At 64.8% G+C, this 14,233-nt stretch carries 16 protein-coding genes; 10 read left to right on the top strand and 6 right to left on the bottom strand.

Annotated features, from left to right (window positions below):
* The first annotated feature begins 122 nt into the window (after positions 1 to 122).
* The 5 genes from JAB4_RS05665 (at position 123) to JAB4_RS05645 (ending at position 2,861) form a co-directional block, all read left to right on the top strand.
* Positions 123 to 500: a phage holin family protein gene (locus tag JAB4_RS05665; protein ID WP_083287244.1), complete on the top strand. Its 378-nt coding sequence runs from the start codon at positions 123 to 125 to the stop codon at positions 498 to 500.
* Complete coding sequence (locus JAB4_RS05660) at positions 497 to 844, top strand: hypothetical protein (protein ID WP_070222589.1); 348 nt, start codon at positions 497 to 499, stop codon at positions 842 to 844. The genes JAB4_RS05665 and JAB4_RS05660 overlap by 4 nt, the downstream gene beginning before the upstream one ends.
* A gap of 89 nt (positions 845 to 933) precedes the next feature.
* The gene (locus tag JAB4_RS05655; protein WP_070222591.1) at positions 934 to 1,491 is read left to right on the top strand and encodes a DUF3455 domain-containing protein; all 558 of its coding nucleotides are present in this window, start codon (positions 934 to 936) and stop codon (positions 1,489 to 1,491) included.
* Between the two features lie 57 nt (positions 1,492 to 1,548).
* Positions 1,549 to 2,148: a sigma-70 family RNA polymerase sigma factor gene (locus tag JAB4_RS05650; protein ID WP_227742100.1), complete on the top strand. Its 600-nt coding sequence runs from the start codon at positions 1,549 to 1,551 to the stop codon at positions 2,146 to 2,148.
* Complete coding sequence (locus JAB4_RS05645) at positions 2,145 to 2,861, top strand: anti-sigma factor (RefSeq protein ID WP_070222596.1); 717 nt, start codon at positions 2,145 to 2,147, stop codon at positions 2,859 to 2,861. Before JAB4_RS05650 ends, JAB4_RS05645 begins: the two co-directional genes overlap by 4 nt.
* 12 nt (positions 2,862 to 2,873) lie before the next feature.
* On the opposite strand, the gene proC is transcribed toward JAB4_RS05645, so the two are convergent.
* Together proC and JAB4_RS05635 are read right to left on the bottom strand one after the other, a co-directional pair.
* Positions 2,874 to 3,704, bottom strand: a complete 831-nt coding sequence (gene proC, locus JAB4_RS05640) for a pyrroline-5-carboxylate reductase (protein WP_070222597.1) — start codon at positions 3,702 to 3,704, stop codon at positions 2,874 to 2,876.
* Between the two features lie 16 nt (positions 3,705 to 3,720).
* Positions 3,721 to 4,422, bottom strand: a complete 702-nt coding sequence (locus JAB4_RS05635; RefSeq protein ID WP_070222600.1) for a YggS family pyridoxal phosphate-dependent enzyme — start codon at positions 4,420 to 4,422, stop codon at positions 3,721 to 3,723.
* Between the two features lie 70 nt (positions 4,423 to 4,492).
* Here JAB4_RS05635 and JAB4_RS05630 point away from each other — a divergent pair, with 70 nt between their 5' ends.
* The 4 genes from JAB4_RS05630 (at position 4,493) to JAB4_RS05615 (ending at position 9,459) form a co-directional block, all read left to right on the top strand.
* Complete coding sequence (locus JAB4_RS05630) at positions 4,493 to 5,536, top strand: type IV pilus twitching motility protein PilT (protein ID WP_070222601.1); 1,044 nt, start codon at positions 4,493 to 4,495, stop codon at positions 5,534 to 5,536.
* 3 nt (positions 5,537 to 5,539) lie between these two features.
* Positions 5,540 to 6,679: a PilT/PilU family type 4a pilus ATPase gene (locus JAB4_RS05625; protein WP_175444773.1), complete on the top strand. Its 1,140-nt coding sequence runs from the start codon at positions 5,540 to 5,542 to the stop codon at positions 6,677 to 6,679.
* A 1-nt stretch (position 6,680) separates the two neighbouring features.
* The gene (locus tag JAB4_RS05620; RefSeq protein ID WP_070222603.1) at positions 6,681 to 7,166 is read left to right on the top strand and encodes a glutathione peroxidase; all 486 of its coding nucleotides are present in this window, start codon (positions 6,681 to 6,683) and stop codon (positions 7,164 to 7,166) included.
* Positions 7,167 to 7,350: 184 nt separating this feature from the next.
* The gene (locus JAB4_RS05615; protein WP_070222604.1) at positions 7,351 to 9,459 is read left to right on the top strand and encodes an EAL domain-containing protein; all 2,109 of its coding nucleotides are present in this window, start codon (positions 7,351 to 7,353) and stop codon (positions 9,457 to 9,459) included.
* Here JAB4_RS05615 and glcF read toward each other — a convergent pair.
* From glcF to JAB4_RS05600, 3 genes are read right to left on the bottom strand one after another with little or no spacing between them, the layout of a single operon-like run.
* Positions 9,452 to 10,687: a glycolate oxidase subunit GlcF gene (glcF, locus tag JAB4_RS05610; protein WP_070222607.1), complete on the bottom strand. Its 1,236-nt coding sequence runs from the start codon at positions 10,685 to 10,687 to the stop codon at positions 9,452 to 9,454. The genes JAB4_RS05615 and glcF overlap by 8 nt on opposite strands.
* A gap of 6 nt (positions 10,688 to 10,693) precedes the next feature.
* Entirely contained in the window at positions 10,694 to 11,764 is a 1,071-nt protein-coding gene (gene glcE / locus JAB4_RS05605) for a glycolate oxidase subunit GlcE (RefSeq protein ID WP_070222608.1), read from the bottom strand.
* Between the two features lie 16 nt (positions 11,765 to 11,780).
* Positions 11,781 to 13,271 carry an FAD-linked oxidase C-terminal domain-containing protein gene (locus JAB4_RS05600; RefSeq protein ID WP_070222610.1) on the bottom strand — a complete coding sequence of 497 codons (1,491 nt, stop codon included), beginning with the start codon at positions 13,269 to 13,271 and terminating at the stop codon, positions 11,781 to 11,783.
* A gap of 150 nt (positions 13,272 to 13,421) precedes the next feature.
* Between JAB4_RS05600 and JAB4_RS05595 the strand changes: the two genes are divergently transcribed.
* On the top strand, positions 13,422 to 13,976 hold the full coding sequence (locus JAB4_RS05595) for a cob(I)yrinic acid a,c-diamide adenosyltransferase (protein WP_070222612.1): 555 nt from the start codon (positions 13,422 to 13,424) through the stop codon (positions 13,974 to 13,976).
* 62 nt (positions 13,977 to 14,038) lie between these two features.
* On the opposite strand, the gene JAB4_RS05590 is transcribed toward JAB4_RS05595, so the two are convergent.
* Entirely contained in the window at positions 14,039 to 14,227 is a 189-nt protein-coding gene (locus JAB4_RS05590) for a hypothetical protein (RefSeq protein ID WP_070222614.1), read from the bottom strand.
* Between the last annotated feature and the right edge of the window lie 6 nt (positions 14,228 to 14,233).

Here is a 14,233-nt window from a genome sequence, read left to right as displayed (position 1 = left end):
ACGCCGCAGAGCGCCGGTTATGGAAGTCAGAAATCACAATAATTTATTGGGGGTTACTTAGTAGTAGGAGTACCGGCGGCGCAGGCCGCCTCCCCTGACGCGAAAGGCAGCATATGGCTATCATGCACCATGTCGCCCAAGTCGCAGCGACCCTCGCCGCCATCGTCCAGACCCGTCTGGCCCTGGCGGCCGTGGAAATGGAAGAAGAGTCGCTGCGCTTCCTGTCCTATCTGGCGCTGGCCATGCTGGCGCTGCTGTGCCTGTTCGTCGGCCTCGTCTTGATCGTATTCCTCGTCATCGTGCTGTTCTGGGATACGCACCGCATCGCCGCCATCGCCATCACGGCCGCCGTCTTCATCGTCGCCGCCGTCGCCACCCTGCTGGGCGTGCGCGCCAGTTTCCGCAGCAAGCCGAAACTGCTGTCCTTCACGCTTTCCGAACTGAACAAAGACCTGGACGAGCTGCAACTGCTGGCCCGCCGGGGATCGGAGCGGCCATGACCACGCATCCCACCAAACTGTCGCACGTGCATACGGCCGCCAGCCTGGCGCAGCGGTGCGACGCGCTGCTGGCCGAATGCGCGCTGCAGCGCCTGGCCCTGGGCGTGCAGACACGCCAATTGCTGGAACCTTTAACGGGCGGCAATCTGCGCCACACCCTGGCCACGCGTTTTAAAATTCCCCTGATGGTGGGCGGCGCCGTGCTGGGCTTGCTGCTGGTGCGCCCGCGCCGCTTCCTGCCGCTGCTGCGGGCCAGCGGCGCGCTGCTCAAGCACGCCACCACCGCCATGCCCGTCGTGCTGGCGCTGGCGCAGCGCTTCAGCAAGAAAGACACGCCGCCATAAAATATTTTTGCCTGGCTGCATCCAAATGGCCGGCCCCTGCGTAGTAATGGTATCAACCAGCCGGTTGAGCCAACTACCAGGAGCTTGCCATGCATGCCACCACCGCCCCACGCCATACCGCCCCCTCGCTCACCGTCCTGTGCGCCGCCCTGCTCGTGGCTGCCTGCGCACCGATGAGCGCACGCTACTCGCAGGAACAATTGCCGAACGCCGTCAAGGTGCCCGATGGCCATCAGGTCGCCATGCAGACGGTGGGCGTGGGCAAGATCGCCTACGAATGCCGGGCGAAGAAAGACATGACGGGGCATGAATGGGTCTTCGTGGGACCGGACGCGGCCCTGAACGACCGCAGCGGCATGCAAGTGGGCACGTATGTGGGACCGCCCGCCACCTGGGCCAACCTGGACGGCTCGAAAGTGACGGCGACGCAAGTGGCCGTGGCACCGGCCGGCGCGGGCAATATTCCGTATCAGCTGGTGAAAGCCAATCCGGCCACGGGCAGCGGCGCCATGCAGGGCGTCAGCTACATCCAGCGCGTGGCCACCCGCGGCGGCGTGGCGCCAAGCAGCCCCTGCGGCATGGAGTCCGTCGGCACCAAACAATGGGTGCCCTACCAGGCCGACTACATCTTCTGGAAATCGGCATAAATCCTTTCAAGCGACGGTTGGCAAGCGGGTTTGTGACCTATACTCGGCCTTGAAAACTTGCTAACCGTTCACTCAACGATTGCGCCGACCTTGCCAGCCCACGCCGCCCCTTACGATTACGATGCCGCCCTGCGCGCCTGCGCCAGGGGCGAGCAGCAGGCATTGCATGGCCTGTACCAGCAGGAAGCACGCTACCTGCTGGGCGTGGCCCTGCGCATCGTGCGCCAGCGGGCGCTGGCCGAAGATGTGCTGCACGATGCCTTCCTGAACATCTGGCGCCGCGCCGGCAGCTTCGACGCCACGCGCGGCAGCGGCAAGGGCTGGATCTATGTGGTGGTGCGGCACCAGGCGCTGAACGTGGCGCGCGCCCGCGCCCATGAAGTATCGGCCGACGAGGATACCGTGGAAACCCTGCTGCATGAACGCGAAGGCAACGATGCCGACGCCACCTTGGACGCCTACGCCCTGCAGGCGAACATGGGCAAGCTGCACGACTGCCTGGGCCACCTGGACGAACCCAAGCGCAACAGCATCCTGTACGCCTACGTCGATGGCTGTTCCCATAGCGAGATCGCGCAGCGCCTGCAAGCGCCGCTGGGGACCGTCAAGGCCTGGGTCAAGCGGGGCCTGGCCGCCTTGCGGGAGTGCATGGGATGATCAACAGCGACGAGGAATGGCAAAGGCTGGCCGGCGAATACGTGCTGGGCACCCTGGACCTGACCGAACGCGCGGCAGTGGAGCAGCGTTTGCCGCTTGACGCCGCCTTGCGCGACGCCGTGGCCGACTGGGAACGGCGTCTGCTGCCCTTGACGACTTTGGCGACGCCCGAAACGCCCTCGGCGCAACTGTGGCCGCGCATCAGCGCCAGCCTGTTCACGCCGAAAACCGTGCAGCAGGCGGGCGGCTGGCTGGCGTGGTGGAACAGCCTGGCCTTCTGGAGAGTGCTGGCCGGCGGCGGCTTGCTGACCACGGCCGCGCTGGCCGTGCTGGTGAGCGTGCAGCTGCAGGCGCCAGCCGGACCCGGCTACCTGGTGGTGCTGGTGGCGCCGCAAGATAAATCGCCGGGCTGGATCGTGCAGGCGGGCGGACGCGGCGGCAAGAACCGCGACCTGAGCCTGATCCCGCTGGGGCCGACTAGCGTGCCGCAGCAGAAAGCCCTGCAATTCTGGACCAAGGGCAAGGACTGGGGCGCGCCCGTCTCGCTGGGCCTCGTCAAGCCGGGGCAAAGCCTCAAGTTGACCCTGGATAAGCTGCCGCCGCTGCAGCCCGAGCAATTGTTTGAAATCACCTTGGAGCCGGCGACGGGTTCGCCCACGGGCAGGCCGACGGGGCCGGTGCTCTACATCGGCCGCGCCGTCAAGGTCATGTAATTACCTGCTCACTTATTTGCCCAGCTCGTCCCCCATCTCGCGCCCGCGCTGCGCGGCCGCCTTGATGCCCTTGACGATGGCCGCCTTCACGCCGCTCTCTTCCATGCTGGTCAAGGCCGCGTAGGTCGTGCCGCCCTTCGACGTGACGCGCTCGCGCAACAGCGACACGGGCTCGCTGGAATTCGCCGCCAGCTGCGCCGCGCCCGTAAACGTGGCAATGGCCAGCTGCGTGCCCTGCTCGGGCGTCAGGCCCAGTTCGGCCGCTGCCTGCTGCATCGCTTCGATAAAGTAAAACACATAGGCGGGACCGCTGCCGGACACGGCCGTCACGGGATCGATCTTCGCTTCATCGTCGAGCCAGACGGTCTGGCCGACGGCGCGCAGGATGGCGTCGGCCGTCTTTTTCTGTTCGTCGCTCACGCCGCTGCTGGCCACCATGCCCGTGATGCCCATGCCGATCAGGGCCGGCGTGTTCGGCATGCAGCGCACGATGGCGCCATAACCGCCGAGCCAGCGCGACAGGTCGGCGGCGCGGATGCCGGCCGCGATCGACAGGACCAATGGCGCGCTTTCCCCGTCGAGGAAAGGCAGCAGCTGCGCCGCCACGTCGCGCATGCTTTGCGGTTTCACGGCCAGCACGATCACGTCCACGCCGCGCAACGCGTCACTGGCGGACGTTGCCGTGGTGACGCCGAACTGCGCCTGCAGTTTTTCCAGCGCCGGCGCGTGCGGGTCGATCACGTGGATGTTGGCGCCCAGGGTCAGCTTGCCCGCCAGGCCGGCGATCAGGGCCGCGGCCATGTTGCCGCCGCCTACAAATGCGATATTCAATTCTGTCGTCATGCTTGTTCTCTCTTCATCAGGAATAGTTGCGGGAACCGAAGATGGCGCTGCCCACGCGCACGATGGTGGCGCCCTCGAGCACGGCGGCGCGCAAGTCGGCCGACATGCCCATCGACAGGGTGTCGAGCGCCAGCCCGTCCGCCTGCAATTGTTCGTACAGCGCGCGCAGTTGCGCAAAGGCAGCGCGCTGAAGCGTGACATCCGTTTCCGGCTCGGGAATTGCCATCAGGCCGCGCAAACGCAGGCGGGGCAGCAGCGCCACGGCATGCGCCAGCGCCGGCAAGTCAGCCGGCGTCACGCCGCTCTTGCTGGCTTCGCCGCTGATATTAACTTGCAGACAGATATTCAGGTCAGGCAAGCCGGCAGGGCGCTGCTCGGACAGGCGCGCGGCGATCTTTTCCCGTTCCACCGTATGCACCCAGTCGAAGTGCTCGGCGATGGGGCGCGTCTTGTTGCTCTGGATGGGGCCGATGAAATGCCATGCCGGGACGTGCTGCGGCGCGGCCTCCTTCACAAAGGCGATCTTGTCGAGCGCTTCCTGCAGATAGTTTTCGCCAAACGCCATCTGGCCCGCGCGCATGGCGTCCAGCACGGCGTCCGCGCCGAAGGTTTTTGACACGGCCAGCAGGGTCACGTCGGCAGGCGCGCGCTGCGCCTCCACGGCCGCCTGCGCAATACTGTCGCGCACGGCTTGCAAGTTCTGTTCGATTGTGGACATAATCATTTTCTAGTGTATAGGGGCGGCGGCACAGTGCGCCAGCCCATCAATGCAGGCACAGGGATTATAAATGGACATCTCCGAACTTCTCGCTTTCTCCGTCAGCAACAAGGCTTCCGACCTGCACCTGTCTTCCGGCCTGCCGCCGATGATACGGGTCCATGGCGACGTGCGCCGCCTCAACGTGGCGCCGCTCGAGCACAAGGAAGTGCACAGCATGATCTACGACATCATGAACGACAGCCAGCGCAAGGCGTATGAAGAGGCGCTCGAGTGCGATTTCTCGTTCGAAATTCCCGGCCTGGCCCGCTTCCGCGTCAACGCCTACAACCAGGAACGCGGCGCCTCGGCCGTGCTGCGCACGATTCCGTCGAAAGTGCTGACCCTGGAAGACCTGAACGCGCCGCGCATCTTCGGCGAACTGGCCATGCGCCCGCGGGGCCTCGTGCTGGTGACGGGTCCGACGGGTTCGGGCAAGTCGACCACCCTGGCGGCCATGGTGAACCACGTCAACGAACGGCTGAATCACCATATTCTGACCATCGAAGACCCGATCGAATTCGTACATGAGCCGAAGAAATGCCTGATCAACCAGCGCGAGGTAGGCTCGCACACGCATTCGTTCAGCAATGCGCTGCGCTCGGCCCTGCGCGAAGACCCGGACGTCATTCTGGTGGGCGAATTGCGCGACCTGGAAACCATCCGCCTGGCGCTGACGGCGGCCGAAACGGGCCACCTCGTGTTCGGCACCCTGCATACCTCGTCGGCGGCAAAATCGATCGACCGCATCATCGACGTCTTCCCCGCCGAGGAAAAGGAAATGGTGCGCGCCATGCTGTCCGAGTCCTTGCAAGCCGTCATTTCGCAGAACTTGCTCAAAACCAAGGACGGCGCTGGGCGCGTGGCCGCGCATGAAATCATGCTGGCCACGCCGGCCGTGCGCAACCTGATCCGCGAAGCGAAAGTGGCGCAAATGTATTCGGCCATCCAGACGGGCAGCAACGTGGGCATGCAGACGCTGGACCAGTGCCTGTCCGACCTGGTGCGGCGCGGCACGATCTCGGCGGAAACTGCCCGCTCGGCCGCCAAGTCGCCCGAAAACTTCCCCGGATAAGCCATGCAGACGACGCACGAACACTATGGCGCCATGCACGCGCTGCTGGCGCAGATGCGCGCACGGGGCGGCTCCGACCTGTTCATCACGGCCGGCTTTCCGCCCGCCATCAAGCTCGACGGCAAGCTGACGCCGCTGGCGGGCGGCGCGCTGGCCGCGCAGCAGGCGGCCGGCTACGTGCGCGCCGTCATGAACGAACGCCAGGCGGCCGAGTTCGCATCGAGCCGCGAAGCCAATTTCGCCATCAGCCCGGACGGCCTCGGGCGTTTCCGCGTGTCCGCCTTCGTGCAGATGGGCCAGGCAGGCATGGTCTTGCGATTGATCAATACCGCCATCCCCACCCTGGATGGCCTGGGCCTGCCCGCCATCCTGCAAGACATCGTGATGAGCAAGCGGGGCCTCGTCATCATGGTGGGCGCCACGGGCTGCGGCAAGTCGACCACCCTGGCCGCCATGGTGGGCCACCGCAACGCACACAGCCATGGCCACATCATCACCATCGAAGACCCCGTGGAATTCATCCATCCGCACGGCAACTGCATCGTCACCCAGCGCGAGGTGGGCGTCGATACGGACGACTGGGCCACGGCCCTGAAAAACACCTTGCGGCAAGCGCCCGACGTGATCCAGATCGGCGAAATACGCGACCGCGACACGATGGACCACGCCATCGCGTTTGCCGAGACGGGCCACCTGTGCCTGGCGACTCTGCACGCAAACAACGCCAACCAGGCGCTGGACCGCATCATCAATTTCTTCCCGGAAGAGCGTCGCCAGCAACTGCTGATGGATCTGTCGCTGAATTTGAAGGGCATGATTTCGCAGCGTTTGATCCCCAACAAGGAAGGCGGCGGGCGCAAGGCGGCGCTGGAAATCCTGCTCAATTCGCCGCTGATGAGCGACCTGATCTTCAAGGGTCAGGTGCACGAGATCAAGGAATTGATGAAAAAATCGCGCGAGCATGGCATGCAGACGTTCGACCAGGCCCTGTTCGACCTGCACGAAGCGGGCGCCATCAGCTACGAAGACGCGCTGCGCAATGCGGACTCCGTCAACGACCTGCGCCTGGCGATCAAACTCAAGGGCGCCACGGCGCCGGAACCCGCCCCGCAAACGGGCGCCACCAAACTGGGACTCCTCTGACATGACCAGCATCCACGATTTCCAGGCCGAGGCGCTGGACGGCACGCCGATCGACCTGGCCCGCTACAAGGGCAAGGTACTGCTGATCGTCAACACGGCCAGCGCCTGCGGCTTCACGCCGCAATACCAGGGGCTCGAAGCGCTGTACCGCGAATTCCACGAGCAGGGCCTGGTCGTGCTGGGCTTTCCCTGCAATCAATTCCGCCAGCAGGAACCGGGCTCGAATGGGGAAATCAAAGCCTTTTGCGAAAAGAACTTCGGCGTCACCTTTCCCCTGTTTGCCAAGATCGATGTGAATGGCCCGCATACGCACCCTGTCTTTGCGCAATTAAAACAGGCGGCGCCCGGCATATTGGGCACGCAGTCGATCAAATGGAATTTCACCAAGTTTTTGGTGCGCAAGGATGGCAGCGTATTTCGCCGCTACGCGACGGCCAGCAAACCGGCCAGCCTGGCGGACGACATTCGGCAATTGCTACAGGAATAGCCATTCGACGGTTTGATTAAAAACAATAATTGCTCAAATCAATGAATCCGTGTTTATTTCATGCTTGATATCAATATTGTGTTTCCAATAGCAAATTTCAGTGATAATGTTTGCATAATTATTCGCAGATATCGATCAAAAAACGATGCCAGTCTTTGGGAAAATATTATCTTCATGGATGCGGATGGGAATTTATTCCCGCCTCTTTCTTCCTATTTTCTTCCTGATACTCGCCGTTTCCGCCGTTCGCTATCACGCCCTGCTCGGCACGGAAACGGCGCTGGCCAATGCGCGCTACCAGAGCGATGCGCGGCAACTCGACCTGTTCCTCGCCAATAGCGTGCTGCCGCTGGCCGTGCACGCGGACAGTCACGCGATGCACGACAGCGTGCGCCAGGTACTGCGCAGCGCCCTGCCGCTGAACCGCAGCCTCGTTTCTGCCCGCTGGGACACGGCTGGCGGGCATGTCGAGGTGCTGGCCGACAGCAAGCTTGCCGACACGCTGGCCACGGTGCCGGCGTGGTTCGCGCGCCTGGCGGGTATCAATGCCATCCGCAGCCGCCTGACGGTGGCGCTGCCGGACGGCGGCGACGGCACCCTGAACCTGCACTACACGCCCGGCCTGCCCCTGGCGCAAGTGTGGCACCGGGTACGCGACCAAGCCATCCTCAGCAGCATCAATATCGTGCTCGTCTTCCTGCTGCTGGGCTTGATCCTGGCCACGCACCGCAAGCTGCTGGCGCGCTTCGTGCAGGCGACCGACCGCTTCCGCGAAGGCAACTTCGCCGTGCGCCTGGCAGCGGGCGCCACGCCCGAGGCGCAAGCCGTGTCGCAGTCGTTCAACGGCATGGCCGGCGATATCGAAGAACTGTTGACCTCACTCAAGACCAGCCAGCGCCAGCTGGGCGAACAGCTGAATGAAACCGTGCACATGCAACAGGCGCTGCAAAAGCTGTCCTGGCAAAACTACAATGATGTGCTGACGGGCCTGCCCAACCGTGCCGCGCTGGCCGCCCGCTTCGAACAGGAACTGTTCCTGGCGCGCGAACGCCAGCGCCTGCTGGCCGTCTGCCTGTTCGACCTCGATCACTTTCAGGCCATCAACGACCGCTACGGCGCCGAGGCTGGCGATGAAATCCTCAAGCAGGTAGCGGGCCGCCTGCACGGCTTTACGGGCCAGGTCCACTATGCGGCGCGCCTGGGCGGCGATGAATTCGTCATGCTGCTGTGCGGCCAGGCCAGCATCGCCAGCATCGAACAGAACGTCACGCAACTGATGACTGAGCTGAGCCGTCCCTACCAGTGCGACCAGCAGGCGCTGCACATGACGGCCAGCGCCGGCATCGCCGTCTACGCGGGCAAGGACCTGAATACGGAAAGCCTGCTGCGCCACGCCGACCACGCCGTCTACCAGGCGAAATTGACGGGGCGCAACCAGTACCACTTCTTCGACACCAACCTCGACGAGGAAGTACGCACCCACCACAACCAGCGCACGGAAGTGCGCCACGCCCTGATCAACGGCGAACTGCGGTTGTACTACCAGCCCAAGGTGAATATGCGCGCCGGCACGGTGGTGGGCATGGAAGCGCTGCTGCGCTGGCAGCATCCACGCCGCGGCGTGCTGGCGCCGGCGCAATTCCTGCCGCTGGTGGAACAGACGGATTTGATCATCGATATCGGCGAATGGGTGCTGCGCCAAGCCCTGTGGCAGATGCAGCGCTGGAGCGCGACCGGCAAGCACTGGGTGGTCAGCGTGAACATCGCGGCGCGCCACTTCCAGCAACCGGACTTCGTCTCGCGCCTGGAAACCATCCTCGGCGAATTTCCCGGCGTGCGCGCCAGCATGCTGGAACTGGAAATCCTCGAATCGTCGGCCCTGCACGACATCGAGGACGTGCGCCGCATCATCCGCGCCTGCCAGGCGCTGGGCATCACGTTCGCGCTCGACGATTTCGGCACCGGCTATTCGTCGATGTCCTACCTGAAACGCCTGCCGGCCAATATCGTCAAGATCGACCAGAGCTTCGTGCGCAATATGCTCAACGACCGCGACGACCTGCACCTGGTGCGCGCCGTCATCGGCCTGGCCCGTTCCTTCAGCTTGACGGTGATCGCCGAAGGCGTGGAAAGCGTCGAGCATGGCGCGCGCCTGATCCAGCTCGGCTGCGACCTGGCGCAAGGCTACGGCATCGCCCGCCCCATGCCGGCCGACGCCGTGCTGGAGTGGGCGAACACGTTCATCCCCGCCCCGCAATGGCGCATCGCGCAGTACAGCGAAATACCTATTTAGGCGTCAAGGCCGAATCAATCAGCTCGATCCAGTGCCGCACGGGCGTCTGCGTGCCGGACTGCAAATGGCTCAGGCAGCCGATATTGGCCGACACGATCATCTCCGGCTCGCACGCTTCCAGGTTCGCCACCTTGTTGTCGCGCAGCTGCTGCGACAGTTCCGGCTGCAGGATCGAATACGTGCCGGCCGAACCGCAGCATAAATGGCTGTCCGCGCACAGGCGCACGTCGACGCCGACGGCGCGCAGCACCTGCTCCACCTTGCCGCGGATCTGCTGGCCGTGCTGCAGGGTGCACGGCGGGTGGTACGCCACCTTTTTCACTATGCGCCCCTTCAGCAGCGCCGCCAGCTCGTTTTCAAAGGCCGGCATGATCTCGGACAGATCGCGCGTCAGTTCAGCGATGCGCCGCGCCTTCTGCGCATACTGCGCATCGTGCGCCAGCAGATGGCCGTATTCCTTCACCGTGGCGCCGCAGCCGGACGCCGTCATGACGATGGCTTCGGCGCTGTCCATGCCGTTGACATAGGGCCACCAGGCGTCGATATTGCGGCGCATGTCGTCCAGCGCCGCGTCTTGGTCGTTCAGGTGATGGCGCAGCGCGCCGCAGCAGCCCGCCTTCGGCGCGACGATCAGCTGTACCCCGAGCGCATCGAGCACGCGCGCCGTGGCCGCATTGATGTTCGGCGACATGGCCGGCTGCACGCAGCCGTCGAGCAGCAACATGGTGCGCGCGTGCCGGCGCACCGGCCATGCACCGGCTGCGGCGCCTGGCCGCAATTTGTCCTGCAAGCTTTTCGAGAGCAGCGGGCGCAGCGCCTGCCCCGCCTTGTACACGGGCGTAAACAGCCAGCGGCGCGGCAAGGCTTCCTTCAGGGCGAAGCGCAGCGCGCGTTCGCGCAAGGGGCGCTGTACGCGCTGCTCGACGACGTTACGGCCGATGTCGACCAGGCGCCCGTACTGCACGCCCGAAGGACAGGTCGACTCGCAGTTGCGGCAGGTCAGACAGCGGTCCAGGTGCGTCTGCGTCTTGGCCGTGACGGGCGCGCCTTCCAAGACCTGCTTGATCAGGTAGATGCGCCCGCGCGGGCCATCGAGTTCGTCGCCCAGCAGCTGGTAGGTGGGACAGGTGGCCGTGCAAAAGCCGCAATGCACGCAGGCGCGCAGGATGGCTTCGGCTTCGTCGCCTGCCGGCGTGTTCTTGATGAAATCGGCGAGATTGGTTTGCATGCGCGCTCAATACATTCTGTGCGGGTTGAAGATGCCAGCCGGGTCGAAAGCCTGCCGCAGGCGCTGGTGGATTTTTTCAACGGCCGGCGCCAGCGGATGGAATACGCCCACGGCCTTGTCGCCGCCGCGGAACAGGGTGGCGTGGCCGCCAAGCGCGGCCACTGCCCGGCGGATGTCTAGCGCCCCGGCCGCATCGGCGTCGGCGTCGAGCTTGAGCCAGCGCTGCGCCCCGCCCCACTCGATCAACTGGCGCCCCTTGACGATCACGGCGCTGGCGTGCGGCGGCAGCGACAGCCGCCACAAGCTGCCCGCGCCCGCAAAGAAGGCGTGCGTCTGCTCGCGCACGGACATCCAGAAGGCGGCCGCGTCATCGGGCGCCAGCACCTCGCCGCCCAGCGCATGCAACGCCGCCGACACGGCCGCCTCGGCGCCGGACAGGCGTACGCTCAAGACGCCATCGTGCCAGCAGCTGGCCGATATCGGCAGCGGTTGACCAGCCCATTCATTGAGCAGGCGCAAGGCGGCGATTTCCGCACACGCCACGCGCAAGGTCGCTTCGCGCAGCGGCAGGGGCAGCACCTTCAGCGACACTTCCAGGATCAGGCCCAGCGTGCCCATGGACCCCGCCAGCAGGCGCGAGACATCGTAGCCGGCCACGTTTTTCATGACCTGCCCGCCAAAGGCCAGGCGTTCGCCATGGCCATCCATCAGCACGGCGCCCAGCACGAAGTCACGCAAGGCGCCCGCGCTGGCCCGGCGCGGCCCGGACAAGGCGCTGGCGACGACGCCACCCAGCGTGGCGCCAGCGCCGAAATGGGGCGGCTCGAAAGCCAGCATCTGGTTGCGCGCGGCCAGCGCCGCCTCGATCTCGGCGAGCGGCGTGCCGCAGCGGGCCGTGATCACCAGCTCCGTCGGTTCATAATCGATGATGCCCGCATACGCGCGCGTGTCGAGCACCTCGCCATCGAGCTGCTGGCCATACCAGTCTTTCGTGCCGCCGCCGCGCAGGAGCAAGGGCTTGCCCGCCGCGCTGGACGCCAGAATCTGCTGCCTGAATTGTTCCGCTATCGCTTGCAATGGGGTCTCCGGAAAATTAAAAACGGGGCAGGTTGGCGAACGGCAGGCGTCCCGCCGTCACATGCATCTTGCCGAATTCGGCGCAGCGGTTCAAGGTGGGAATCGCCTTGTCCGGGTTCAGCAAGGTGTGGGGGTCGAAGGCGCGCTTGACGGCAAAGAAGGCATCAAGTTCGGCGCGCGTAAATTGCACGCACATGGAATTGATCTTTTCCATGCCCACGCCATGTTCGCCCGTGATGGTGCCGCCCACGGCCACGCACAGGGCCAGGATGTCCGCGCCAAACGCCTCGGCGCGCTCGAATTCGCCGGGCATGTTGGCGTCGAACAGGATCAGCGGGTGCAGATTGCCGTCGCCCGCGTGGAACACGTTGGCGCAGCGCAAGCCATGCGTCGTTTCCATGGCGGCGATGCCCGTCAGCACTTCCGCCAGGCGCTTGCGCGGGATGGTGCCGTCCATGCAGTAGTAGTCGGGCGAGATGCGTCCCGCGGCGGGAAACGCGTTCTTGCGGCCGGACCAGAATTTCATGCGCTCCGCTTCCGACTGCGAGACGGCAATGGCGCTGGCGCCCGCCCCTTCCAGCACGGCCGTCATGCGGGCGATTTCCTCTTCCACTTCCTCGTGCGTGCCGTCCGCTTCGCACAGCAAAATGGCCGCCGCGTCGGTGTCGTAGCCGGCCTTGACGAACGGTTCGACCATGCGCGACGAGGTCTGGTCCATCATTTCCAGGCCGGCCGGGATGATGCCGGCGGCGATCACGTTGGCCACGGCATTGCCGCCCGTGACGACGTCGCCGAACGAGGCCATGATGACCCGCGCCGTCGCCGGCTTCGGTATCAGTTTCACCGTCACTTCCGTGACGATGCCCAGCATGCCTTCGGAACCGATGAAGACGGCCAGCAGGTCCAGGCCGGGCGAATCGAGGCATTCGCCGCCCAGTTCCAGCACGTCGCCGTCGATGGTGACGACGCGCACGCGCAGCACATTGTGCACGGTCAGGCCGTATTTGAGGCAATGCACGCCGCCCGAGTTTTCCGCCACGTTGCCGCCGATGCTGCAGGCGATCTGCGAGGACGGGTCGGGCGCGTAGTACAGCGCGTGGGGCGCCGCCGCTTCGGAAATGGCCAGGTTGCGCACGCCCGGCTGCACCACGGCCGTACGCGCATAAGCGTCGAGGCGCACGATACGGTTCAAACGCGCCGTCGACAGCACCACGCCGTCGGCGATGGGCAAGGCGCCGCCCGACAAGCCCGTGCCGGCGCCGCGCGGCACGATCGGCACGCCAAGTTCGCGGCAGACGCCGAGGATGGCGATGACCTGTTCTTCCGTGTCGGGCAGGGTCACCACCATCGGCAGCTGGCGGTAGGCGGCCAGGCCGTCGCATTCATACGGGCGCGTGTCTTCAGCGTCGGACAGCACGCAGCGGGCCGGCAGCACGGCCAGCAGGGCCGCGACGACGGCTTGCTGGCGCGCGGCGGTCAATCCGGGTTCAGGGGCGGCATTGAGCATAAGATGGATGGCAAGAGGCATGGACGTGCAACGATTGTAAGCACAAAAGTGGCGCGCACCGCATTTTTTGTCCGATTTGCCTGCAAATCCGGCGCCGGGCGGCGCACAGTGTCGTATGCTGCCCCCATTCTTCTTTACAGGATCAGCATCATGGGCAACCGACTTTCGAAAATCGCCACGCGCACGGGCGACAATGGCAGCACCGGCCTGGGCGACGGCAGCCGCACCAGCAAGGACAGCGCGCGCATCCACGCCATGGGCGACGTGGATGAACTCAATTCCAACATCGGCTTGCTGCTGTGCGAAGCCATGCCCGACGCCTTGCGCGACGAACTGGTGGCCATCCAGCACGATTTGTTCGACCTGGGCGGAGAAATCTGCATCCCCGGCTACCAGCTGATCAAGGAAGAGCACGTGCTGCGCCTCGACGACCTGCTGGCGAAATACAATGCGGACTTGCCGGCCCTCTCCGAATTCATCCTCCCGGCCGGCTCACGCGCCGCCTCGCTCGCGCACGTGTGCCGCACCGTCTGCCGCCGCGCCGAGCGCAGCATCGTCGCCCTGGCCAATGCGGAGCCCCTGCACGAACATCCGCGCCAGTACGTGAACCGATTGTCGGACCTGCTGTTCGTGCTGTCGCGCGTGCTCAACCGCTTTGCCGGCGGCAGCGACGTGCTGTGGCGGCATGACCGCACGCGGGGCTAAATAAAAAACGGCGATGCAGTTTGACAGGCATCGCCGTGTTGCATCAAGCTGACAGGCGCTTGCTAGCCGCAGGCCTGCAGACACGCCTTATTGACACGCACGCATGAAGGCACACTGAACTCCATGACACAGGCGTCGAGCGCCATATAACACTCGGATTGGCATTCCGAAATGTCGGCGGTACTGCTGGCCATCGCATACGAGGCGCTGACGCCCATGGCGAACAAAAAGAAACCCAGCTTTTTGAACATAAGTAC

It is taken from the genome of Janthinobacterium sp. HH102 (genome assembly GCF_001758625.2).
GTDB lineage: Bacteria > Pseudomonadota > Gammaproteobacteria > Burkholderiales > Burkholderiaceae_D > Janthinobacterium.
This window is presented reverse-complemented; position numbering and strand designations above follow the sequence as displayed.

Bases quoted from the DNA above. Each gene is read 5' to 3' on its own strand.
- JAB4_RS05655 (WP_070222591.1), top strand. From the start codon at position 934: ATGCATGCCACCACCGCCCCACGCCATACCGCCCCCTCGCTCACCGTC.
- JAB4_RS05600 (WP_070222610.1), bottom strand. From the start codon at position 13,271: ATGCTCAATGCCGCCCCTGAACCCGGATTGACCGCCGCGCGCCAGCAA.
- JAB4_RS05630 (WP_070222601.1), top strand. From the start codon at position 4,493: ATGGACATCTCCGAACTTCTCGCTTTCTCCGTCAGCAACAAGGCTTCC.
- JAB4_RS05660 (WP_070222589.1), top strand. From the start codon at position 497: ATGACCACGCATCCCACCAAACTGTCGCACGTGCATACGGCCGCCAGC.
- JAB4_RS05595 (WP_070222612.1), top strand. From the start codon at position 13,422: ATGGGCAACCGACTTTCGAAAATCGCCACGCGCACGGGCGACAATGGC.
- proC (WP_070222597.1), bottom strand. From the start codon at position 3,704: ATGACGACAGAATTGAATATCGCATTTGTAGGCGGCGGCAACATGGCC.
- JAB4_RS05590 (WP_070222614.1), bottom strand. From the start codon at position 14,227: ATGTTCAAAAAGCTGGGTTTCTTTTTGTTCGCCATGGGCGTCAGCGCC.
- JAB4_RS05635 (WP_070222600.1), bottom strand. From the start codon at position 4,422: ATGTCCACAATCGAACAGAACTTGCAAGCCGTGCGCGACAGTATTGCG.
- JAB4_RS05665 (WP_083287244.1), top strand. From the start codon at position 123: ATGCACCATGTCGCCCAAGTCGCAGCGACCCTCGCCGCCATCGTCCAG.
- JAB4_RS05645 (WP_070222596.1), top strand. From the start codon at position 2,145: ATGATCAACAGCGACGAGGAATGGCAAAGGCTGGCCGGCGAATACGTG.
- JAB4_RS05625 (WP_175444773.1), top strand. From the start codon at position 5,540: ATGCAGACGACGCACGAACACTATGGCGCCATGCACGCGCTGCTGGCG.
- glcF (WP_070222607.1), bottom strand. From the start codon at position 10,687: ATGCAAACCAATCTCGCCGATTTCATCAAGAACACGCCGGCAGGCGAC.
- JAB4_RS05620 (WP_070222603.1), top strand. From the start codon at position 6,681: ATGACCAGCATCCACGATTTCCAGGCCGAGGCGCTGGACGGCACGCCG.
- JAB4_RS05615 (WP_070222604.1), top strand. From the start codon at position 7,351: ATGGGAATTTATTCCCGCCTCTTTCTTCCTATTTTCTTCCTGATACTC.